This window comes from Cupriavidus sp. 2TAF22 (assembly GCF_052115045.1).
Taxonomy (GTDB): domain Bacteria; phylum Pseudomonadota; class Gammaproteobacteria; order Burkholderiales; family Burkholderiaceae; genus Cupriavidus.
The window spans coordinates 1-21,070 of record NZ_JBFRFX010000049.1; the positions used below are offsets into that span (position 1 = coordinate 1).

A 21,070-nucleotide genomic window follows, 5' to 3' on the forward strand; every position below is an offset into this window, starting at 1 on the left:
CGGCGCCGCGGCGCCGTCTTGCGCTCGATCAGCGATAACAGTTCCTGTCTTTCTTTCTTCGCCAACTTCACTGGCGTTGCATGGCGGCCTCGACTCATCCCGCCATGATATCCGAGGCGATTATTTATTCAAGCTATTTACGGGATGTTGTACTAGGGCCATCCGGGCTACTGGCTTGAGTCGTCCGCCGGCGACGTCTCCGCTCACCCGTACTAGCGCGTGAGTCTGCCGCCCCTATGTTTCAGGGCTCCTCCGAAAATAAACGTCCCGGACTGTACGCCCCCGGACGGCACGTGTACAGAGCGCGAACTATACATAGAGGCAAGAAGGCGATACAGGTGCCCGAGACCGGCTCCGTGGGCGGGACCGACATTGCCGGCACACCAGCTTCGTACGGTGAAGGACAACAACCGGTCGCGAGGTATCTGTATCGTGCCGCAGCGGCTGCCTCACGCAATTCTGTGTGGGAAACGACGCCGTGGTGACGCCCCCGGCGTCGGCGCCACGCCCGGGTTCCGCTCCGCACATGGCATCATCCCTACACACCCACCCACCATGGCAATTGCCTTCAGCTGCAATCTGGCCGCAACACCACTCCCGCTCGTGCATCCGTGGCAACACACGGTGGGAAGTTGCCACGCCCCAGTCGCACTGCGCGCGGACTGGCAGAAGCAACTGCGCAGGGCACACCGCGAACTGGGCTTTCGCCACGTCCGCTTCCACGGCATCCTGTGCGACGACATGAGCACCGTGGTCTGCCGGGACGGCCAATGGCTCTACTCCTTTTTCAATGCCGACCAGATATTCGACTTTCTGCTGTCGATCGGCATGAGGCCGATTGTCGAACTGTCATTCATGCCCTCCGCCCTGGCGTCGGGCACGGAGACCGTGTTTCACTATCGTGCCAACATCACGCCGCCAAGAGACTACCGGGAGTGGGAGCAACTGATCCGGAAACTGGTGAGCCACTGGGTCGCGCGCTACGGTATCGAGGAGGTTTCCCTATGGCTGTTCGAGGTTTGGAACGAGCCAAACCTGCGCCTGTTCTGGACTGGCGGCCAGCAAGCCTACTTCAGGCTCTACCAGGCCACGGTCCATGCCATCAAGCATATCGATGAGCGCCTGCAGGTCGGCGGTCCCGCTACCGCACAAAATGCGTGGATCGACGACTTCATCGGCTATTGCGAGCAGAATGCGCTTGCGGCCGACTTCGTCAGCACGCACTACTACGCCACGGATGCATCTTCCCAGTTCGATGCAGCAGACACGATTTCCCAACTGGAACATGCCCCGGCAGACCTCATGCGGGAGCGGGCCCTCCAGGCAAACGCGCAGGCGCGCGGCCGCCCTCTCCTATATACCGAATGGAACATCACACCGAAGCAGCGCGATCCGCTGCACGACGAGGCGTTCGGCGCCGCGCTCGCGGTCCGGATTGCCTTGAGCGTGGACGGTCTTGTGGATGCGTATGGCTATTGGACGTTCTCCGATATCTTCGAGGAGAACGCCTTGCCGAATGCGCCCTTTCATGGCGGTTTCGGCTTGCTGACGCTGCATGGCATCGCCAAACCTGCCTACCGGGCATTTCAGTTGATGCAACGCCTTGGCCCGAGCCATCTTCCCATCGTCGGCAAGCATGAAACGGTCGCCGTCTGGGCAGGGAGTCTCAGTCCCGGCTGCCGTCCTTCCTCCAGCCTGTTGTTGCTCAACCAGGCAATGCCCCGGCACGCCATCCGAAGCGAGACGGCACAGATCAGGTTGTCAGGAGCGGCCGGGCGGAGTCCGCGTCGGGTAACGATCGCGCGCATCGATGCGGATCATTGCAACCCGCGGGCAGCGTGGCAAGCCCTGGGAGAACCGGAGTACTTGGGCGCCGAAGATATCGACCGGATCAGTGCGGCAGCGGCACTCACCGACGAAGCACATGCCTTCTCGCTCGACGGCGAAACGACCTTGATCGAGGTGGCCCTTCAGCCTCAGTCCCTGGCATCGTTGCGGATTGAATGGAGCGCGTAGTGAAAGAAGCCGCCTCCCGCTCGTGGCCCGGATGGAGGTGCTGTAGCTCGTAAGCGGCCTGCGCCGGGCGCACCTCAGTGACGGGATCCGCCACGACCCGCGCATGCAGGCCGGACCGCCGCCGGGAGTTGCCCAGCACAAACCTGGCACCGGCCTGTGCCAGGAGGAATCAACGGGGCGGCGCAACTCAACACGACGGCGTCGTCACCGCATGGATCCGGCGCCATCGCTGGTTTGGGGAGAGACAATTATGAAATCCGGCTACAACTCACCGCTTTACCTGCTACCGTTCGATCATCGCCAGTCCTACGTGGCCGACCTGTTCCGCTTCCATCCTCCGCTGACACCTGCGGAGCGCGATAGGGTGACCAGCAGCAAGCAGATCATCTATGATGGCTTCCGGGATGCAGTCGACAACGGGGTGCCGGCATCTTGCGCCGGCATCCTGGTCGATGAGGAATTCGGCGCCGGCATTCTTCATGACGCGACGGAGGGCGGCTACGTGACCGCGCTCTCTGTCGAGAAGAGTGGCCCGGCTGAATTCGAGTTCGAGTATGGCGAAGCATTCGCGGAGCACATTGAAGCGTTCAGGCCGACTTTCGCAAAGGCTCTGGTGCGCTATAACCCGGATAACGACGCCGCGCTCAATCTCCGGCAAACAACGCGCCTGAGGCAGCTTGCAGACTACTGCCGGCGTGCCGGGCAGCGCCTCATGTTCGAACTGCTGGTGCCGGCCACGATGGCGCAGATGGAGCGGGTCGGGATGGACAAGGATGCCTATGACCGGCGCACCCGCCCCGGCCTAATGCGCCAGGCGATCCGTACCCTGCAGGATGCCGGCATCGAACCGGATATCTGGAAGATCGAAGGGCTCGACTGGCGCGAGGATTACGAGCAACTGGTGGAGACCGTGCGGCGCAACGCACGGGATGACGTCGGCTGCATCGTGCTGGGACGCGGCGCCGAAGAGGCCAGGGTAACGGAATGGCTGGAAACCGCCGCGTCAGTGCCTGGCATGATTGGATTCGCGGTTGGGCGCACCACGTTCTGGGACGCCATCGTCAGCTACGAGACCGGGGAAATGACAGGGCAGGAAGCCGTTTCCCGTATCGCCCGGAACTATGCCAGATGGGTCGAGCTCTTTGAGCAGGCACGGGCGTCCCGTCATGCCGCGGCATACGGTTCCACCGAATCCACGACACCGAAGACGCCGTCATGATCGTCAGTCCTCTGGCCGGCAAGCCGGCGCCAAGGGCGATCCCGGTGGATATTCCCCGGCTCGTCACGGCCTGCTACACCGGCATGCCCGATCCTGCCGAAGCCTGGCGACGCGTGATATTCGGCGCTTCTCGCCATCAGGGCTCTTCCTTGGAAAGAAGCTTCAACGAGTGGCACATGCTAGCCATCAGCTAAGCGATCTACGAATACCGCGCCGGGAAACGCGCAAGCTGGCGCGCGAAGCTCGCGCGGGAAAGACCGTTGTCGGCAGCCAGATGATCGATCGGGTCGCCGAGCGCTGGGCCGGAGTCTTTCTGAGGTCCCTGTCGGTTTCAAGTGGTTCACCGATGGGCTGTGCAATGCGAGCCTGAGATTCTGCTGTGAAGAGAGCGCGGGTGCCTCCTTCCTGCGCCTTGACGGTTCTGTATGGACAACCGACAAGGACGGCCGCGCGGCAGGCCTGCTCTCGGCCGAAATCACGGCGCGCTCCGGGCGCGAACCTGGCGAGATCTTTCGCAAGCTCACCCATGAGCTGCGCAGCTCTGTGGCCACCCGGGTCGAGACGGCCGCAACGATAGCGCAGAGGAAGGTGCTGCCGATGCTCTCGCCGCAGCAGGTGAAATGCACGGAGCTCGCCGACGAGCGCATTCAGCGTGTCCTCATCCGAGCGCCCGGCAACGACGCGCCGATCGGCGGACTGAAGGTCATTGCCGAGAGAGGCTGGTTCGCCGTGAGGCCATCCGGTACGGAAGACATCGACAAGATCTACGTCGAGAGATTTCATGACAATGCGCACCTGCGGCGCATTACCAAGGAAGCGCAAGCGAGCGTCGAAGACGCGCTTGCAGACTGCAAGAGGCGTCCGCCCGCACGGTCAGTCCGAGGCACCGGGCGCCGTCTCGTTTGCAACCGACAGGGGAATCACCACCAGGCCGTGAATCGCACGCAGACCGGCCACCTGCTCGACAGGTCGATGCGTCTGGCCATCCTCTCCCAGAGCGATACTGTCGTGGGTTAAAACTTAGACCTGCAGGCCCATCACCGCTGGCGGGTGGATCGACTAACGCATGTAATCCGGGAAGATCCGCCGATCAGCGCAATGCATCCAGACCGGTCCCACAGGGCTCCCTTGGGAAATCTGAGCTCACGGATATCCTCCAGCCTGACGATGACTCCGCGCCCTCGGCGCGGGCAGGATCGCACAGTTGCTCACATCCGCGGACACTGAGCCCTGGAAAGAAGGCTGTCGACCGCGGACCTTCCCGCCAGTTCGCCCGCCAGGACTGCCCAGCGGCGCGTAAATGGGCCGCCGTGCACCTTTACTCGGTACTCGGCCAGCGCTGGAAAGGCCGGTGGCAGCGAACTGCGCAGGCAGTACCAGGCCTCGAATATGTCCTGGGAACTTCCAACCATGTCAATCCAGATTTCGAAGCCGCGATACTCAACGGAATGTTGCATGGGGAACTCCGGCACGTTAGCGCCGGCAATGATCGGCGGCAGCTATTGAGGGCGCGCGCGCATAGCGGCAAGTTTGCTGCCGCTGGCGTCGGCAAACGGAGAGCGGCTCATGGCAGGCTGATACCGCCCGTATAGGCTACATCGTCATGGGACCATTGTCGGTACGCTACCGTACGGGTGCCGGTAACGCCTGTCGAAATTGCGATCGGACTCAATCAGGAGTGCATGGCACAGTATCGGCCCGGATACGAATTTTGTCGATCTTCTTCGGCATGTTCATGACTGTCGATGACTTGCTGAAGCCCGGTGGTTACATCGTGCCCACAAGCCAGTACGACTGCGTACCGACACTCTCGCCCGTAGCGCGCATCGTCTGCCCAACTGCATTGGGCCGCTCTACGGCGCAGTGCGGCTGCCCAAAGCGAGACGCGTCGCTTCACATGTCCGCCCCAAATCCGCGAGGACGAAAAAGCACTTACTACCGGGGCCCGGAGAGAAGACGGTCGAAGCCACGTGCAATGTGCTGTTCGCCAATTTCAGCGTGATCGTCCACCAGAATCACGGCGCCGTCAAAGGCAGCTTGAACCGGTCAATGCGGGCGATACCAGCATCTATTTGCGCTATGCCCGCAAGGTCATCAACGTGGCCGGCTACGGGCCTGGCCGCGGCGCAGGGGCAGGGGCAGGGGCAGGGGCAGCAGAAGCTGTACGAATTCGTGAAGCTGATGCAAGGCGCAGGCGTGTCGGTGAAGTTCGCCGTGCACCCGCTGGCCGGGCGCATGCCAGGCCAGACGGACGTACTGCTGGCGGAGGCCGGCGTGCCCTGCGACATGATCTTCCAGCTCGACGATGTCAATTCCGAGTTTACCGACGCCGACGTGGCGCCGGTGGTCGGCGCCAACGATGTGGTCAATCCCGCTGCCCGCACCGACAAGGCATCGCCGACCTTCGGCATGCCCATCCTCACGTCGACATGGCGAGGAAGGTCTACGTGGTCATCATCGCCATCTCGACCGCGGTCGGCATCGGGCCGGGCTTTAGCGATCGATCTGAACAAGGCTCTCTACTGGAGCGCGGTGATCAACAGCATGGTTTCCGCCCCGATCGTGGCGGCGATGGTGCTGATGGCCGCACGGGCCGACATCATGGGACCGTTCGTCATCGGCAAGGAGCTGAAGGTGCCGGGCTGGCTGGCCACCCGGCAGCCGTAGGCGCCATGTTCCTGACCTTGGGCGTGTAAAATCCCCCTACCGGCTAGACGGTCTTGAGCCGCGTCACCTTCGTGCCCTCCAGTGTGACACCGGCCATCAGCCCGCTGTTGGTAAGGACGAATGCCGTGACAGGCGCGGTAGCTGTATTGCTATCGATATTGCCGTTTGCGCCCACCTTCAACACCGCGACGGATGCATCGCCGCCCACGGCCCAGCCCTCGCTACTCGTGAACCGCTCTAGGGAGTCAGGTGTCATGAACAGGAAAACAAGCGCCTTCGACTGAGCTCCGATCTGCGGCCCGAACGAGGCAGTGGCGGTGCTGTAGTAGCCCACGGTGCTGCCGCCAACCCGCAAGGCGCCCTCCCCGTACTGGCCGCCAAACCAGAACCCGGCCGCGATCACCGAAGGAAATACCAGCACGCCGCGAGACTTGCCGACCAACTCGTGCGAGCCGTTGGCAGCGCTGTAGAGGCGCGTGAGGGTCGAGTCGATGCCGGTGTCGATCGTGCGTCGGTCTGCCGCCTGGCTACCCCCGGAAGCTGTCCCCGTCGTTGTGCAACCTGGCAGGGTAATGCCAATTGCCGCCACCGATCCGGTCGCAATCAGAATGAAATTTCGCCTTAGCATTTTGGTCTCCAGTGTCCGTATGCGAATCAAGCGTATGCCAGAGGCCGTGCAAATGCGGTACGACAGCGTACGGAAACACAAGGCGGATCACCGGATATGGCCATGCGGAAAGACAAATGCCGAAAGGAGGTATCCGTGTCCACCATCGTAGCGACCTTCCGGCGGATCGACGTCAGTATCCTGGTCAGGATCGACGTCCATTTAGACAGGATCTATCATGCAAAAGATTAGCTTCTCGGTGCGAAACCGCCGGCCAGCTCCGCCAAAATTTCCCGCGACGACGCAAGGCCAGACCTACCAGAGGGCCATGGACGAATCGCTGGAAATGAACTTCCCCGCGCGAGTGACCCGGCCGCTCCCAGCGCAGCCGCGAACGCCCATGAACAGATCAGCACCACACGTGACGACACTGACTGGTCACTCACCGCCGGCAGTGCACGCCAGCCCGCGATTCAGCGTGGAATCAGTCGCCGCTGATCATGCTCGGCAGCTACGTTATCACCGCGAAGTCCGCGAGGCCGAGCGGTGCGGGATTGGATGGCTCGAATCAGCCAGTTCCGGCGGTGTCCTCTTTCAGAGTACTTGATCAGATGCGACACGGATCGGCCGGCCCTGCCGAGTTGCTCCAGGATCGCCGGGTTCTCGAGTGTCCAGATGTCCTGCGTAATCTGCTCGTCCTTGGACGGCCGGCACGATGAATATCGCGTCCAGCAAGGGATCGACAAACACGCTGACGGCAGCGCCGGCGCCAAGTAGGATGTGATGCCTCATCTGTGGAGTGGGAACGTATGCGGGCGACGCGGCAAGAGCGGGGCGCCGATGGAGCCGCGCTATCGCCTCCACAGCCCTACATATCCCTTGTCGGCTGTATGGACCCTATCACGGGGACCACGGCCAGTAAGCGGCATGCGCAGCCCGCCAGCCTCCATCCACACCGCCCTCCCCGATCGCCATGCCGTCTGTACGATAGTGGACAAGCATGGGAAAGGCGCCAGGCAATGCGCCGGGCGCTCTCCCGCGGCGACGCCTCGTTCCCTGTCCGGTGCCGGACAGACACTGGCCGGCGTTCCGCATACAAATGGTACGCGATCGTACCGCCAACCCGCGAAGGGCGCGGCGAGATCATCGAACTGCCACTGAGATCACCCATGAAGCTCACTACGCTCATTCCAGCCGGCGACCACATTCGTCCTGCCCTCTGTTGCGCTTCTTTCCGTGCTTGCACTAGCCGGTCCGGCCGGAGCCATTACCGCCACGGACGCCCACGACTCGGCGCATGTGCTGAAGATCGCCAGGCACGACCGCATCGACACGCACATCGGTGACCTGCATACCAAGCTCCAGATTACGCGCTCCCAGGAAGTCCAGTGGCGGAAGGTCGCACAGGTAATACGAGACAACGCGAGCAAGATGGATTCGCTGCGGCTGGTGCGCGTCGATGGAGCCGGCAGCATGACAGCGGTCGGTGACCTAAAGTCCTATGGAGAGATAGCCGATGCGCATGCGGATGGCATCAGGAAGCTCACGCCCGCGTTCCTGGACCTGTACGACAGCATGTCGGACGTCCAGAGGAGGAACGCCGACCTGATCTTCCAGGACCGGCAGCATGTATCGAGAAAGAACTGATTACCGGGCCTGGACGTCCAGCTGCCCGAACATCTACGTAAATCGCTGACGTGGGATCAGGGCGCAGAGATGGCCCCACATGCGCACTTACAGCTCGATACAGGTCTGGCAATCTACTTCTACGACCCACAAAGCCCGTGGCAGCGCGGGACTGACGAGAACACAAATGGTCTGCTGCGGCAATACTTCCCCAAAGGCCGAACCACTTACGAGCGATTTGAGCATGTCACATCGGCAACGAACCACTCCGGATCCCCATGGCAAAACTGCGAATCGCTGAATTCATTCTCCACGACCTGGAGACCATCCTGGCACAGTGGGAAGCGTTTGCGGGTAGGCAATTGCCGGCGTCGGCGACTATGAACCCGCCGGCACTACGCGACCACGCTGAGCAAATTCTGCAGGCAGTCGCAAAGGATTTGTCTACTTTCCAATCCAGGATAATCCTGGCAGAAAAGTCGATGGGGCAGGCCCTTGAATTCATCGACGCCGCAGAAGCCGCCGCACAGACGCTTGCCCATTTTCGTTTGCGAAGCGGCTTCGACATCAACCAACTGGTGGCTGTGTACCGGGCTCTGCCAACAGCGGGCTGATGGCCGGCGTCACACTGGAAGGCACGAAGGTGACGAGGCCGAAGACGGTCTAGACGGAAGGGCGTAAGGGCGCGCCTCCCGCTGCGCGTTATGCGCGCATCGTCAGGAACATGGCGCTCACGGCTGCAGCCATCATCAGGGTGGCCAGCCAGCCCAGCACCTTCAGGCTCCTGCCGATGACGAACTGGCCCATGATGTCGGTTCGTGCGGCCATCAGCATCATCACGGCCATGATCGGCACGGAGACCACGCCGTTAATCACCGCGCTCCAGTAGAGCGCCTTGATCGGGTCGATCTTTGTGAAGCCCAGCCCGACGCCGATCGCGATCGAGATAGCGATGATGCCGTAGAATCGCTTGGCTTGCATCGGCGTGCGCTCTAGGCTGTTTCGCCATTTGAAGGCACCCGCCATGGCATAGGCGGACGAGCCGCCCAGCACAGGGATCGCCAGCAGGCCAGTACCAATGATGCCGGCGCTGAACAGCATGAAGGCAAACTCGCCAGCAATCGGGCGCAGCGCCAGTGCCGCCTGCGCCGACGTTTGGATATCGTTCACGCCATGCAGGTTGAGCGTAACCGCCGTGGTCAGGATGATGAAGAAGGCAACCAGGTTCGAGAAGGCCATGCCGATGCAGGTATCGATCTTGATGCGCCTGAGGTTGGGGCCGGCTTGCGCGGGCGCTTCTATCAACGGCCGCGCCCGTGTATCGGCCAGTTGGTCCTCGACTTCCTGCGACGCCTGCCAGAAGAATAGGTAGGGGCTGATGGTGGTGCCGAAGAGCGCCACCACGGTGGTAATGTATTCGGGCTTCCAGGACATGCGCGGCGCCAGTGTTTTTGCCATGACCTGCGGCCAAGGGATATGCACGACGAATACCGTGGCCACGTAGGCCAGCAAGGCGAGCGTGAGCCACTTCAGCAAGCGGACGTAGCGCCGGTAGGGGATGAATAGCTGCAACAGAAGGGAAACCAGGCCGAACGCCACCGCGTAGAGCTGTGCGGAGCCACCGACGATGAGCCTCAGTGCTTCGCCCATGGCCGAGACATCTGCCGCGATGTTGATCGTATTGGCCACCAGCACGAGGCTGACCACGCCGTAGAGCAGCCACGCCGGATAGTGCCGCCGGATGTTGGTGGCCAGCCCGTGGCCGCTCACTCGCCCAATCCTCGCGCTGACTACCTGGATGCCGACCATCAGCGGATAGGTGAAGAGCACCGTCCACAGCATGCTAAAGCCGAACTGCGCGCCCGCCTGTGAATAGGTGGCGATACCGCTTGGATCATCGTCGGCGGCGCCGGTGATCAGTCCCGGGCCGAGCTTGCCGAGCCAGAATCCTGCCGAGCCATTGGCCGACTCATCGGCCGAAACTTTGGCGATCGTTTCTATGTCGGGCACCATCGTCTCCGCAATGCACCGTTTCAGGAGAGCATGTACATGTTCTGGCGCCCGATGACGTAGCGGTTCCTGGCGAGTTCGAGGATCTGGTCGTGGTGCCGGTCGAAGGCCGCCAGCACTTCGGGCTCGGCTGGGCCCATTGCCGGGTCAAGATTCGCGAGCACTGCGGCGTTGACAAGAATGCGACTTCGCGTGCGTTGTCGTAGCCCAAGAACCACACAGTGCTTGGCTGCATCGTAGCTGCGGCTCGGGTTGAGAAAACTCAGTGCCATGTTGTGCCTCGATTAACCGGGCACTGTCGTGCCCGAAAAGTTGTTGCCCAAGGTGCCGGAACAATTGGTAGGCCTGGGGAGGAAACGCCACGGCGGCGTGGAGAAACCCTAATTCGCTTGTTGGCCGCTTACACGCGCTATAGCGCCTTGGTGAAAATCCAGTACGGAGCTACTGCGTGAAGGTATCGTCGCTAAGATCCGCTATCTGCTTGCTCTGCGGATTAAATTGACCGGGTTGGGCGGTTTTGCGGGCCTCGTCGGGTTGTTCGGGCCGACGCCTTGCAGGTGCTAACGGATGCGGTGTCGGAGCTGGAGGTGCGTGGGAAAAATGCATAAATGCCTTGTCGATATCGAAGATGTTTGCTCTGCTCCGCGCCGGGCGCCCCGGCGCGGGCATCGACTTACCTGAGCCCGATCCGTGATCGGCTTAGCGGCCTTCAGCGCGGCACGATGACCACGGTACCGTCTGTCGCGACGCCTCTGGCGCCGGGCGTGCCGGCGTTACCCCTTGCTCCCGTGTTTCCGGTAGCCCCTGTGCTGCCGGTAGCGCCCGTGTACCCCGTGGCACCGGTATCGCCTGTTGCGCCGGTGTATCCTGTTGCGCCGGTGTCACCTGTTGCGCCGGTGTCACCTGTTGCCCCGGTGCGCCCTGTCGCGCCGACGTATCCGGTGTTACCGGTATTGCCCGTTGCACCTTGTGGTCCGGCCGGCCCTGTACATGCTATGACGGCGAGTGTCATCAATGCTGAGACAATTAGTTGTGCGTATTTCATGACGGTTCCTTCCACGTTGCTGACTTGAACCGCCCGCGGGTTTGCGGGCAATCTTCCAGACTGGATTATTTTCAGGCGGCAACAAGGTGCGCCGGGCGTCTCGATCCGAGGGGGCGCCGCCAACCGTGCCTTCGCGCGCCGTTCCGAACACTTTGGCGCGCTGCCATCCGCTGCGATACTAATCCGGATCTGACGCAATGTCGGTACGCTAACGGGCATGCATTGCGGACCGGCATGCCTGCGCGGGCAGTGGCGAGATTCACCCGAGCCGCCCCCCACCGCGGTCCGTCGGGGCAGACAAAGTGCTCATATAATCACTCAAATGCCATTGAAGCGAACAGGTGAAAGCCCATTTCGCAGTGGGCCCTGCTAACGGAGGCGCGAGCGGAAGTAGCGTTGCGGACAGACCGCAGTCGAAGGCGATTGCCATGGCGGATGGTGCTTAAGGCTGACGCCGCACACGGGGCGGATCCAGGCGCGCCGCTGGCGCCGTGGGCGTCACGACGGCATCGTTTCCCGTGCGGAACCGCGTGAGACGGTCGCTGCGGCAAGCTACGGATTCTTCCTGAACCGCTTTTGTCCTTCGCCGCACGAGGCGGGCGTGCTGGCAATGCAGTTCCAGCCCCCGGAGGCGGCCACGACCTCCTTGCATCGCACACGATTGCGCAGGATCTCCTTCAGCATTCTTAGTGCGCTCTCAAAGCGGGCCGCCCCAGTGATACGGAAGACCGCATCCGCATTGCGCTCTGCGCCCCCGGCATGCTGTCGTAGAGCCCGCGGAACGCGGATGCGAGCTTGCGGATGCCTTCGGCATGCGCCTGGGCAATCGCGCCTCAGCCATTGAGGTCGGCGAAAGTCGTCGTATCTCTGGCACTGCTGCTGTTACCTACGTAGCGCCGTTGTAGCCGGGGCGCGTAGCTCCAGTAACGCTGCCGCGATGGCAGTTCGCAGTGCGATCCGGACGATGCCCGCGCGCCTTGCGCTCTCGGCAGGGCGTTCCAGGCTTCGGTAGTGTCCGGCACCGGACAGACGCGTCGCCGGAACCCGCGCACATATGGATTACGACCGGCGCCGCCGCGCCCCTCCGAGGCTCTCCGGCCCGCTCACTGACGGATCCGGATCGTTCAGTCTAAATCGATCAAATAACCAGGAGGTAGCCATGCATCGAGATCTAAATGTCGGTGACCATCGACTTTCGATCCAGGCCGAGCAAAAGCCCGACCCCTGGCGGCCAGCCGAAGTACTCGGATACGCTGTGCACTATTCGATCATCCGTACCGATGGGCGTCCTGTGAGGCCGAACTTCCAGATAGTGGAGTCATACGAACTCATTGATGGCACCTATCTCTTTCCCACGAGCGAGGCTGCGCTTGACTATGGCGAGGCCAAGGCGCGGGAGGATATCTCGACGTTATAGGGAGCCGGGCTTTCTTAGATGATGGCCGGCAAGTTCAGCAGGCCAAGCAACTCATCAGGCTTTCGCTGCTCCAGCGTCAAGGGGTTCACGCTCGCACACACTGCAAAAATAGCCGCCCTGCCACAGCAATGCGCCATTCTCGGCACGCCCATTCGTGTTCTGCGCTGGGTAATTGAATCCACCTGAAGCGCGACAACCGGAGGTCGCACGTGTAGGTGCATTGCAGCTAAATTTGCCACCCGGCGCTGTGTTTCCGACGCCGCCTCAAGCAATTTTTACCTATATGGCGCGCTTCCGCTGCCATGAAAATGGCTTTTTGTAGCCTATATTCAAGGTGCTGCCGTAGCAGCTTTAGCGAATACCCACTTCTGGGGGGCTTCACTAAACCCACGCAGGGGTCGGCACCTAAGCCCACTGCCATGCAGGGCAAGAATGCATGGCTAACTCCCGCTGAGGAGCAGAGCAATGAAGAACATCTCCATAACTCTAGGTGCCATCTTGGCACTCGTCGCGGTTGGTGCCACAGCCCAAACACCCAACGACGCGCAAATTGCCGCGATCGTCGTTACTGCAAACCAAGTCGACATTGATGCGGGAAAACTTGCGGAGAAGGACGGTCACTCTCGCGACGTGAAGGCTTTCGGAAAACAGATGGTCACCGACCATACCGGTGTGAATAAACAGGCTGTGGCGCTGGTCAAGAAGCTAAAGGTCACTCCGGAGAAGAATCCAACGAGTGAGAGCTTGCAGTCTGGCGGCGACGAGAACGTGAAGTCTCTGAAAGGCCTCAAGGGCTCGAGCTTCGATAAGGCATATATCGACCACGAAGTCACGTATCACGAACAAGTGATTGATGCACTCGACAAGACGCTCATTCCCAATGCGCAGAACGATGAGCTAAAGGCGCTGCTGGTTGCTGTGCGCCCCGCGTTTATCGGACACCTGGAGCATGCAAAGAAGATCCAATCATCGCTCGACAAGTAATTCTCGGCATGAGAATGACGTCCATGCACCACCTACCCTCCCGATGCGATGGACGGGAGCGAAAACATCTGCTGGCGGTTGCGCTGTTCGTTGCGTGGAGCTTGCTCTGCGTCGGTCCAAGCGCAATCGCAGCCGAGAAGACAGCAAGACACACGGTGATGATCCAAGGCGCGAAGTTTGCGCCCGACGCCATTAGCGTCAAGCGAGGCGATACAATTGTGTGGGTCAACAAAGATCCCTATCCCCACACCGTCACTGCGCCTGGGGTGTTCGACTCACACAACATCGTTGCTGGCGGGTCGTGGCGATATATTGCGCACAAGGCCGGCGAGTTCCCCTACGCCTGCACGCTGCACCCAAATATGAAAGGTACGCTCAAGGTCGAATAGGTTAGGTACCCATACGGGAGTGCTGTCACTCAGCACCGGCCATCGCATTGCCCAACGGCCTGCCACCATGGCGAAGGACTTGAACGACCCTTGCTCGATCATGCATAGGCCTAAGCAGTGGCCCGCGCGCCTGCGGAAATCGATAGGCGCCGGACCGGCCGCGATTGCTACGGTCCGACCCTGTGAAGCTAAACGTTGCTGGTAGCGCGCGCCATGAGGCCCTCCACTGAATTAGCCACAGGCATGCCATGCTTCTTGGGGGCCAGGCCAACGAGACCATTCAATTCGAAGCCCGCGGTAAGTACGCTACCTGCCGCTTGCGCGCCTGCTTCCGCGGTCAAGTGATCGACGCCACAGCGACAAACTTTTTTGAGGCCTTGTGTCAAATTCGGGAAGCGCTGGCGTCGAAGCGTCTCCGCTCTGCCACGGCGGAAGCCTCGACGTGTACTCCATCGGTTCCGTCCGCAAAATGGATAGCGGACTCCGTGCCTATCGCCTCACTATGGGTTGGCGGGTGAGCCAGTTCGACGTAGTAGAAACGTTCGGCTGCGAAACGGAGATAGCCCAGGCTACTGTGGCGGAGCAACGCGACTATTGTTCGCAGCGGCTCGAATCCACCGCATGAGAACCAGTAGTTGCCGCGGATCGCTTTCCTCCGAACTCACGGCTACATTAATGACGTCAACGAGGCGCGACGGCTTCACGCCCGACTATGTTGCGCTTCGCGAGACACGATCGCGGAAGGCTTGATCCACGTGGTGGAGTTCAGGAGGCTATATTGAGCCACTCAAAAATCGTCGCTACTGAGCACGATGGGATCGAGCGATGGATTCACCAACCACTTAAGGTGGGCTGCTTCCTTGATCCGATCTCGATGCTTGTCGAAGACCTCCCCGAGGTCGCCAATATGGCCACCGGCCAGTTCATCAAGAGCCGAGCGCGAAATATAGCCTTTACTTTTGGCTCCATCCGCCTCGATGGTGAAGTACACCCGCTCCCCATCGTCGGACGGCTTCGGCGAATGTATCGAGAAGGAATTTGGCATTTTCAACTCCTCTGGTTTGATAAAGGAATCGTAGCATGAGCGTGTTAGTCCAGATCTTGAATGATGTCGATTGCCCGCTTGCCATAATAGAGCGCGGCCTGCTCCGCCGCCGCTCGGGTGATGTAGTCGCTGCGGTCGCCTGCCGGCCCGTAGATCATGTCGTCGTCCCGGTCAGCCGTGTAGCGGATGGCAATCATGTAGCCCCACTTTTGCCCTGGAGGCGGTTCCATTCGGCGCATCTCCGCGATCTCAAAGGCGATCGCGTGGACATACATGCTGCGGTACTCCTCAGTGATCCAGCGCATCCGTTCGCTCATGCCTGCTCCCCTGCCCGGCGGATCGGAATCGTGCCAGGCTCAACTGTACGCGTCCACCCAGGCCTTCGCCCAGGCGATCCCGGCTGCCGCAGCACGCTCAAACGAGGGGTAGTACCCCAAGGGATCCGATCCTTCCTCGATGCTACCGTCCTTCGCAACTGCACCGGATGCCTCGAAGGATCCGTCGCCAAGCTGCTTTGCAAAGCCGCGTACGGTGTAGCCCTGGTAGCTTTCGATTGTCATGTCGACCTCCACCCTGGACGGGGAATCGTAGCATGAAGAAACTGGTCAACCCCACCCTCGACGGCGAGGCCGGCGCCATCCTCTCCGACTGCGAGCAATACCGCTAGCTACCGCCTCTGGCACGAGTGGGGCCGAAGCAGCCCGGGCCTCGGCTTCATCATGCTCAATCCGTCGACCGCCGATCCAGCGACGCCCATTGGCTTCACCATGCCGCGCAACGCGTACTCGGCGTACCAGCCGATTATTCTCCTTGCATAACAGGAGTCCGATCGATGGTCGATCGTCGGCCGCCTTAAGCGTAGACCGTATTAAATCTGTCACCGTTGCGAAAGTAAATGTGTCAACACGCCAGATGATCTCAGTCGATTCTGCGCCAGCCCTTACTGGACAAGCGTTTGCAGGCTGCGAACTAAATTTCACGAAGGCCGGATAGTCCATCGTGGACAAGTCGGCTGGGTCGTCCGAATAGCGTTCCAAGTCAGCATAGGGCGGGCACGAGAACACGAAATCAGCCTCGACGTCCGCCAGGTGCTGGCCGATCTTGCGGCTGTCACCCACGTGCCAGGCCGGCGCCGGGTCATCGGCACGCAGCAGATCGAGCTGCCCGCGATTGGCCGCCACCTGCTCGGCCCGCAGATCCATGCCGATGTACTGGCGCCCCAGCCGCGCCGAGACGATGCCGCGCACGCTGCCGCCCGCGAACGGGTCCAGCACTAGGCCGTCGGCCGGGCAGAACCAGCGGTACGCCAGCTCGCACAGGACCGGGTCGAAGATGCTGGTGCGGTGCTGCGCCGGCGCGCCGCGATCCGCCTTCTGGTGGTCTGACGCCCCAGCGTAGGCCGGTGCGTCGCGGCCCAGCTCGGACTGGATGCCCAGCGCCAGCCAGCCGCGCTTGCGATCCTGCCAGGCGGCGTCGCGCGCATTGAGCGTGCTGAATGGCGCGACCATGAAGCGCTCGGCCAACGAGCCCGCGCCGGCGCCGGGTGAGCTCGGTCGCGGCGGATCCAGCAGCTCGGCCAGATCGCCCGCGTCAAAGCCGATCACTGACAGGTCGAAATCCGCGTCGCGCAGGTCCGCTAGCTCGATCGCCAGCAGGTCGACATCCCAGCCGGCGTTCTCGGCCAGCTTGTTGTCCGCCAGGATGTACGCGCGCCGCTCATCCGCCGACAGGTGCGACAGGTCGCCCGTGGGCACTTCACCCGCGACCGGGCAGTGGCGGATGGACTCGCCGGCGGCCCACAGCTGCGTGGCCGCTTCGAGCCGGCCGTGGCCGGCCAGCAGGTCGTCACCAGCGACCAACGCCGGGTTGGTCCAGCCGAACCGCCGCAGCGAGGCCTTGAGCTGCTCGACCTGGGCGGCGCTGTGCGTGCGCGCATTCCGCTCGTACCGGACCAGGTCTGCCGCCGCGCGGTAGGCGATGGCGAGTTGGCCGGACGTTTTCATAGGCGGGAATAATGCAGGCGACGCGGAAGAAAATAGCCCGGCGGGAAGCCGGGCAATCCACCACGGGGTGAGTGGAGGAGACAGGGTTGGGGTGGCGCGGGCCCATCTCGCGGCTTATCGGCGGTCAGGCCAGTTGGGCTGCTCTTTGCACCCTCACGTCATGCCGCCTACCGCGTTTTTCGCAGTGTTCGGGGGAACGCCACCGGCGGGCGGCATGCGTGAGGGGGCTCCCGAAGGGACATTCCCTCGGGGGCCATGATTGATTACAACGAACTGTCCAAAATAGGTGTATGGTCAAGATCCATACCCCTCTGCAATGTTTCGCACCCGGGAATTTCTGATTCACTCACCGGGGAGCACCATGTCAATTGCGCTCAGGTATGAGTCGACAGGCACAACGAGGAAGCACTCGTTCAAGTCTTCTCACAAGCTTTCGAGAACAGCGCCACAACCAACTTCGCCGCCGCCGGAACCGCCGGCTCTCCAAAAGGACGAGAGCTTCAAGTGGACGATGCCGGAGGACCCGAAAGGCGACTACGCGTAGCGATTAGGCCCAAGCCAAAGCAAAAAGCCCGCTTGCGCGGGCTTTGGACGTAATTCGCAGGTGTATCGAATTTCGGCATTTTTGTGCAAAATTTGCAAAAAGGCAAGTAAAAGTTATCCGGACGCCCTACGCCGCTTCCTCGACCCCTACCATTCGCGCGGCCTTCAGGCGAGTGGGCACGCGGAGGCGGCGCACTGCCAATGCGGGCTGGCCCTACTCGGCGATGGCCTGAGACGATACGAGATTCGCCGGGCGGCGCTCAGGCGTTGATCCAGGCGCGCGCCTGATCCAGCTCGTTGACGTGGAACGCCTTGATTTCAGCCTTCGTAAAGAACCGCGCCAGATGCATCGACGCGTGGATCCATCCCGCGTCGGCCACCACGGCGGCGCGCGTGATTTTGCGGGCCAAGGGAACGCCGAGCGTCAGGTCGGTCCACAGCGCCTTTGGCTCGATACCGGTGAAATGCTCGAAGCGTTCGAGCACGCGGGTCTTGCCGTTCAGTTCGAAATCCCCTCGCATGCGCTCGATGGCTTCGCGCAGCTCGCGGTCAGTGACTTTGCCTTCGACGGAAATCTCGACGACTGGGGAATCAGGGTCAGTGTGATACAGGATCATGGCAGGAGCACTCGGCTGGGGAGACGTTACACGCTCAGGCACGGACAAACCTAGCGTTCGATCACCTCCTGATCGTACGCCTTTTCACACGGCTCGGATCGCACGGGTCCCTGTGTTCGCCAGGACTGGACCCAGGTACTGGGAGACAAAACCCACTAACTGTGAGACGTGACAGTTTCCGCACCGAAACGGACAATCCCGCCAAAAAGTGCCCTGCTCAACCCATGGAATCGTGAAGGCACCATTTTCCGGTACATTGATAATGTTATCAATGTATGGGAAATAAGGCATCCGAGAAAGCCCTACTCCTCATCATCGAGCGATGACTCCAATTGCTGTGCCGTTGGCAAGATGCCGAGAAGACTGTCTGGAAGGGTTTCCGTTAGGCGTACCACATACTCGGCAACGCCGATTGGCTTCGCGGACTCGCGCAGTGCGTACTCAACGATCAGCCCGTTTTTACTCTTGCAGAGGATGAGGCCAATAGTGTGACCATCCGATGCCTGCCGGAGTTGCTCGTCGGCGACGGACAGGTAGAAGTTCATCTTGCCGGCGTACTCTGGCTTGAACTCATCCATCTTTAGCTCAACCACGATGAAACAGCGGAGTTTCAGGTGATAGAAGAGCAGATCGAGGTAGTAGTCCTGGCCGCCGACGCTCAGATGGTACTGACTACCGACGAAGGCGAAGCCGACGCCGAGCTCCACCAGAAAATCCTTCAGATGAGCCAGCAGGGTTCGCTCCAGCTCGCGCTCGCGTGCCGTCGCGCCAAGGGTCAAGAAGTCGAACTGATAGGGGTCCTTCAGTAACTGCTGCGCCAATTCGGATTGCTGGGCTGGCAAGGTGCGGTGGAAATTCGACAAGGCGGCGCCTTGTCGTTCGTGCAGCCGCGTCTCGATCTGGTGAACGAGTACATTGCGGCTCCAGCCATGCTCGACCGCGGCGCGGGCATACCAAGCGCGCGTCTCCGCATCGCTTAGCATCTCCAAGAGCTTGAGGTTGTGGCCCCAGGGCAATTGTGCAACAGCCTGTTGCACAATTGCCTCGTGCGGCCAGGCCTCGGCGAACGCCCGCATGTACATCAAATTGCGCGGGGAGAAGCCAGCCATGTCTGGGAAGGCCTGGCGAAGGTCGTTCGCTAGCCGATTAACCACCTTTTTGCCCCACCCCCCGCTTTTTGCCGTTGCAGGATCGAGCCTCCGATGCGCCAGTACAGCAAGAGCAGTTCCCGGTTGACCGCCAGCGACGTACGTAGCCGCGCCTGCTGGACTTCCTCCTTCAGTTGGCCAAGCCAGGCAACATAGTCGTCGGGAAGGGAATCCGCCGCTGCACGGCGTGGGGAAGATCGAGTAGCCATCCGCACATTATTTCACATCACCCGGTCCGCCCGACGCGGAAATGCTCCACGCTCTGCCCGGCGTTGACCGCCCGCTGCAGCCAGTCCGGCATGGCGCCGTGGCCATCCCAGCCCTGTCCGTGCGCGTTGCGATAGCGCACCGCCCCGGGCAATGTCGCCGGTGGCGGCTCCATAAAACAGCCGGCGGCCTGCGCTGGGCCAGGGTCAGGCCGTGCTGGGCCATCTGGATGCGGATCCAGGTAATCGCTTCGGCGCGCTCGATTTCAATCGACATGGTGTTGGTGAACAGATTTAGGGAGGCGAGCGATCCGGCGTGGCGYCGCCGGGAAGGCGTGGCCCGCTCTCTTTGCTTAAATTTTAATCAAATCCGTTGAGGCCGTCGGCACTCGGCCCCCGCGCGGCTTGTCCACAGGCTTGTCCCCTTGCGCGGTGGATAAATGCCATCCGACACCTTCCGGCGCCCCCCTCAAGCCGGCCCCGGTCTGAACTTGGTTTTGATCGCCGGCGCCCGACGCCGGGCCAGCGCCAGATGGCGCGCCGCAGCGGCCTCCGCCTGGGCGCGCTCGGCCCCCCGCAGCGCCGCGTCCAGTTCGGCCCGCAGCGCGTCCTGTGCCGCCCGCCCTTGTCCAAGTGCCTGCTGTGCCTGAGCCAGTTGCTCGCCGAGCGTGTCGCGCTCGGCCTGCAGCCGCGCCCGCGCCTCGGCGCCGGCCACGGCGGCGGCTTGCGCCCTCGCCTGCACGGCCGCCAGTTCGGTGCGCAGGTCCGCCGCCGCCTGCTCGCCCTTCTGGCGCAGCGTGCGTTCCTGGTCGATCTCGCGCAGCGCGCGGCGTTCGGTGGCACTGGCCCGCTCCTGGGCCACGGCGACCTGCTCGCGGGTGTGCTCCAGCTCGGTCGAGAATTGGGTACGTAGCTCCTGCAGTTGCCGCTCGAGCGCTGCGAGCTGACGCGTACCTGCCTCCTGACGCGCCTGGGCAGCCGCGAGAGCCTGGCGCGCGGCCTCCAGTTCGCCCTGGAGCGCGGCGCGGGCCTGCTGGGCGGCGTCGCAGTCGGCCTGGACGGCGGCAGTCTCCTGCTCGGCCACCACCACCGCGGCGCGCGCGTGGTCGCGCTGGGCCTCGGCCTCGCTGGCCTGTAAGCGCGCTTCCGCCCGCAAGGCGGCCAGCTCGCCGGTGGCCGCCTCGTTAGCGGCCTGCCAGATCGATTGCACGGCATGGGCGGCGATCGCCTTGAGTGCGTCCGGCAGCCCGGGGTGGTCGATGGTCACCCGCATCTTGTCGCGCAGGTCCGTCCAGAACTGCGCCAGCACCTCGGTCGGCGTGCCCATGCTGCCCTTGCGCACCAGTTGATAGAGCTTGTTGGCAGTGGGGGTGATGCCGTAGCGGAAAAAGAGCAGGCCGCAGACCTCGCGGTAGAGGGAGACCGCGCCAAAGCGGGGGCTGAGATCGGCCCTCCCTCAAGAGGATAATGAGCCACCTACAATGTGCTCATGCCCCTCGACCCTTAGCGATCTCCGTCCTTCAACAGC

At 62.0% G+C, this 21,070-nt stretch carries 20 protein-coding genes and 4 pseudogenes; 12 read left to right on the forward strand and 12 right to left on the reverse strand.

The window, feature by feature from the left end; translation table 11 throughout:
* Positions 1-555: 555 nt before the first annotated feature.
* From AB4Z48_RS34810 to AB4Z48_RS34825, 4 genes and pseudogenes are all read left to right on the forward strand, one after another.
* On the forward strand, positions 556-2,016 hold the full coding sequence (locus tag AB4Z48_RS34810; RefSeq protein WP_441622516.1) for a GH39 family glycosyl hydrolase: 1,461 nt from the start codon (positions 556-558) through the stop codon (positions 2,014-2,016).
* A 250-nt stretch (positions 2,017-2,266) separates the two neighbouring features.
* On the forward strand, positions 2,267-3,235 hold the full coding sequence (locus tag AB4Z48_RS34815) for a 2-deoxy-5-keto-D-gluconate 6-phosphate aldolase domain-containing protein (protein WP_441622518.1): 969 nt from the start codon (positions 2,267-2,269) through the stop codon (positions 3,233-3,235).
* Positions 3,232-3,429 carry a hypothetical protein gene (locus AB4Z48_RS34820; RefSeq protein ID WP_441622520.1) on the forward strand — a complete coding sequence of 66 codons (198 nt, stop codon included), beginning with the start codon at positions 3,232-3,234 and terminating at the stop codon, positions 3,427-3,429. The genes AB4Z48_RS34815 and AB4Z48_RS34820 overlap by 4 nt, the downstream gene beginning before the upstream one ends.
* Before the next feature lie 157 nt (positions 3,430-3,586).
* Positions 3,587-3,991, forward strand: a pseudogene (locus tag AB4Z48_RS34825) (alpha-D-glucose phosphate-specific phosphoglucomutase); the annotation flags it as partial.
* A gap of 117 nt (positions 3,992-4,108) precedes the next feature.
* Here the strand turns inward: AB4Z48_RS34825 and AB4Z48_RS34830 are convergent.
* Entirely contained in the window at positions 4,109-4,237 is a 129-nt protein-coding gene (locus AB4Z48_RS34830; RefSeq protein ID WP_441622581.1) for a hypothetical protein, read from the reverse strand.
* A 206-nt stretch (positions 4,238-4,443) separates the two neighbouring features.
* Positions 4,444-4,692 (reverse strand): hypothetical protein, encoded by a 249-nt coding sequence (locus AB4Z48_RS34835; RefSeq protein ID WP_441622522.1) that lies wholly within the window; start codon positions 4,690-4,692, stop codon positions 4,444-4,446.
* A 520-nt stretch (positions 4,693-5,212) separates the two neighbouring features.
* Between AB4Z48_RS34835 and AB4Z48_RS34840 the strand changes: the two genes are divergently transcribed.
* Positions 5,213-5,902: an NAD(P)(+) transhydrogenase (Re/Si-specific) subunit beta gene (locus tag AB4Z48_RS34840; protein ID WP_441622524.1), complete on the forward strand. Its 690-nt coding sequence runs from the start codon at positions 5,213-5,215 to the stop codon at positions 5,900-5,902.
* A gap of 43 nt (positions 5,903-5,945) precedes the next feature.
* Here AB4Z48_RS34840 and AB4Z48_RS34845 read toward each other — a convergent pair whose 3' ends face one another.
* The gene (locus AB4Z48_RS34845) at positions 5,946-6,530 is read right to left on the reverse strand and encodes a BPSL1445 family SYLF domain-containing lipoprotein (RefSeq protein WP_441622526.1); all 585 of its coding nucleotides are present in this window, start codon (positions 6,528-6,530) and stop codon (positions 5,946-5,948) included.
* Positions 6,531-7,808: 1,278 nt separating this feature from the next.
* Between AB4Z48_RS34845 and AB4Z48_RS34850 the strand changes: the two genes are divergently transcribed.
* From AB4Z48_RS34850 to AB4Z48_RS34860, 3 genes and pseudogenes are all read left to right on the forward strand, one after another.
* The gene (locus AB4Z48_RS34850; RefSeq protein WP_441622528.1) at positions 7,809-8,156 is read left to right on the forward strand and encodes a Spy/CpxP family protein refolding chaperone; all 348 of its coding nucleotides are present in this window, start codon (positions 7,809-7,811) and stop codon (positions 8,154-8,156) included.
* A 21-nt stretch (positions 8,157-8,177) separates the two neighbouring features.
* A pseudogene (locus AB4Z48_RS34855) lies at positions 8,178-8,519 on the forward strand (IS30 family transposase); the annotation flags it as partial.
* Entirely contained in the window at positions 8,414-8,749 is a 336-nt protein-coding gene (locus AB4Z48_RS34860; protein WP_441622530.1) for a hypothetical protein, read from the forward strand. The pseudogene AB4Z48_RS34855 and the gene AB4Z48_RS34860, both read left to right, overlap by 106 nt.
* 88 nt (positions 8,750-8,837) lie before the next feature.
* On the opposite strand, the gene AB4Z48_RS34865 is transcribed toward AB4Z48_RS34860, so the two are convergent.
* Entirely contained in the window at positions 8,838-10,148 is a 1,311-nt protein-coding gene (locus AB4Z48_RS34865; protein ID WP_441622532.1) for an NRAMP family divalent metal transporter, read from the reverse strand.
* A 20-nt stretch (positions 10,149-10,168) separates the two neighbouring features.
* Positions 10,169-10,417, reverse strand: a complete 249-nt coding sequence (locus tag AB4Z48_RS34870; RefSeq protein ID WP_441622534.1) for a DUF1488 family protein — start codon at positions 10,415-10,417, stop codon at positions 10,169-10,171.
* Positions 10,418-12,349: 1,932 nt separating this feature from the next.
* Here AB4Z48_RS34870 and AB4Z48_RS34875 point away from each other — a divergent pair.
* From AB4Z48_RS34875 to AB4Z48_RS34885, 3 genes are all read left to right on the forward strand, one after another.
* Positions 12,350-12,607, forward strand: a complete 258-nt coding sequence (locus tag AB4Z48_RS34875) for a hypothetical protein (RefSeq protein ID WP_441622536.1) — start codon at positions 12,350-12,352, stop codon at positions 12,605-12,607.
* A gap of 465 nt (positions 12,608-13,072) precedes the next feature.
* Entirely contained in the window at positions 13,073-13,591 is a 519-nt protein-coding gene (locus AB4Z48_RS34880; RefSeq protein WP_441622538.1) for a DUF4142 domain-containing protein, read from the forward strand.
* A gap of 23 nt (positions 13,592-13,614) precedes the next feature.
* The gene (locus AB4Z48_RS34885; RefSeq protein ID WP_441622540.1) at positions 13,615-13,980 is read left to right on the forward strand and encodes a cupredoxin domain-containing protein; all 366 of its coding nucleotides are present in this window, start codon (positions 13,615-13,617) and stop codon (positions 13,978-13,980) included.
* Between the two features lie 787 nt (positions 13,981-14,767).
* On the opposite strand, the gene AB4Z48_RS34890 is transcribed toward AB4Z48_RS34885, so the two are convergent.
* The 3 genes from AB4Z48_RS34890 to AB4Z48_RS34900 are packed head-to-tail and all read right to left on the reverse strand — an operon-like array spanning position 14,768 to position 15,585.
* Positions 14,768-15,025, reverse strand: a complete 258-nt coding sequence (locus tag AB4Z48_RS34890) for a DUF1488 family protein (RefSeq protein ID WP_115215649.1) — start codon at positions 15,023-15,025, stop codon at positions 14,768-14,770.
* A 44-nt stretch (positions 15,026-15,069) separates the two neighbouring features.
* Entirely contained in the window at positions 15,070-15,342 is a 273-nt protein-coding gene (locus AB4Z48_RS34895) for a hypothetical protein (protein WP_441622542.1), read from the reverse strand.
* A gap of 39 nt (positions 15,343-15,381) precedes the next feature.
* Positions 15,382-15,585 (reverse strand): hypothetical protein, encoded by a 204-nt coding sequence (locus AB4Z48_RS34900; RefSeq protein ID WP_441622544.1) that lies wholly within the window; start codon positions 15,583-15,585, stop codon positions 15,382-15,384.
* A 144-nt stretch (positions 15,586-15,729) separates the two neighbouring features.
* Here AB4Z48_RS34900 and AB4Z48_RS34905 point away from each other — a divergent pair.
* Positions 15,730-15,843, forward strand: a pseudogene (locus tag AB4Z48_RS34905) (hypothetical protein); the annotation flags it as partial.
* A gap of 1,988 nt (positions 15,844-17,831) precedes the next feature.
* Here the strand turns inward: AB4Z48_RS34905 and AB4Z48_RS34910 are convergent.
* From AB4Z48_RS34910 to AB4Z48_RS34925, 4 genes and pseudogenes are all read right to left on the reverse strand, one after another.
* Positions 17,832-18,188, reverse strand: a complete 357-nt coding sequence (locus tag AB4Z48_RS34910; RefSeq protein ID WP_441622546.1) for an STAS/SEC14 domain-containing protein — start codon at positions 18,186-18,188, stop codon at positions 17,832-17,834.
* Positions 18,189-18,490: 302 nt separating this feature from the next.
* Positions 18,491-19,342, reverse strand: a complete 852-nt coding sequence (locus tag AB4Z48_RS34915) for a PDDEXK nuclease domain-containing protein (RefSeq protein WP_441622548.1) — start codon at positions 19,340-19,342, stop codon at positions 18,491-18,493.
* Positions 19,343-19,562: 220 nt separating this feature from the next.
* Positions 19,563-19,819: pseudogene (locus AB4Z48_RS34920) on the reverse strand (H-NS histone family protein).
* A 192-nt stretch (positions 19,820-20,011) separates the two neighbouring features.
* The gene (locus AB4Z48_RS34925) at positions 20,012-20,884 is read right to left on the reverse strand and encodes a DNA-binding protein (RefSeq protein ID WP_441622550.1); all 873 of its coding nucleotides are present in this window, start codon (positions 20,882-20,884) and stop codon (positions 20,012-20,014) included.
* Between the last annotated feature and the right edge of the window lie 186 nt (positions 20,885-21,070).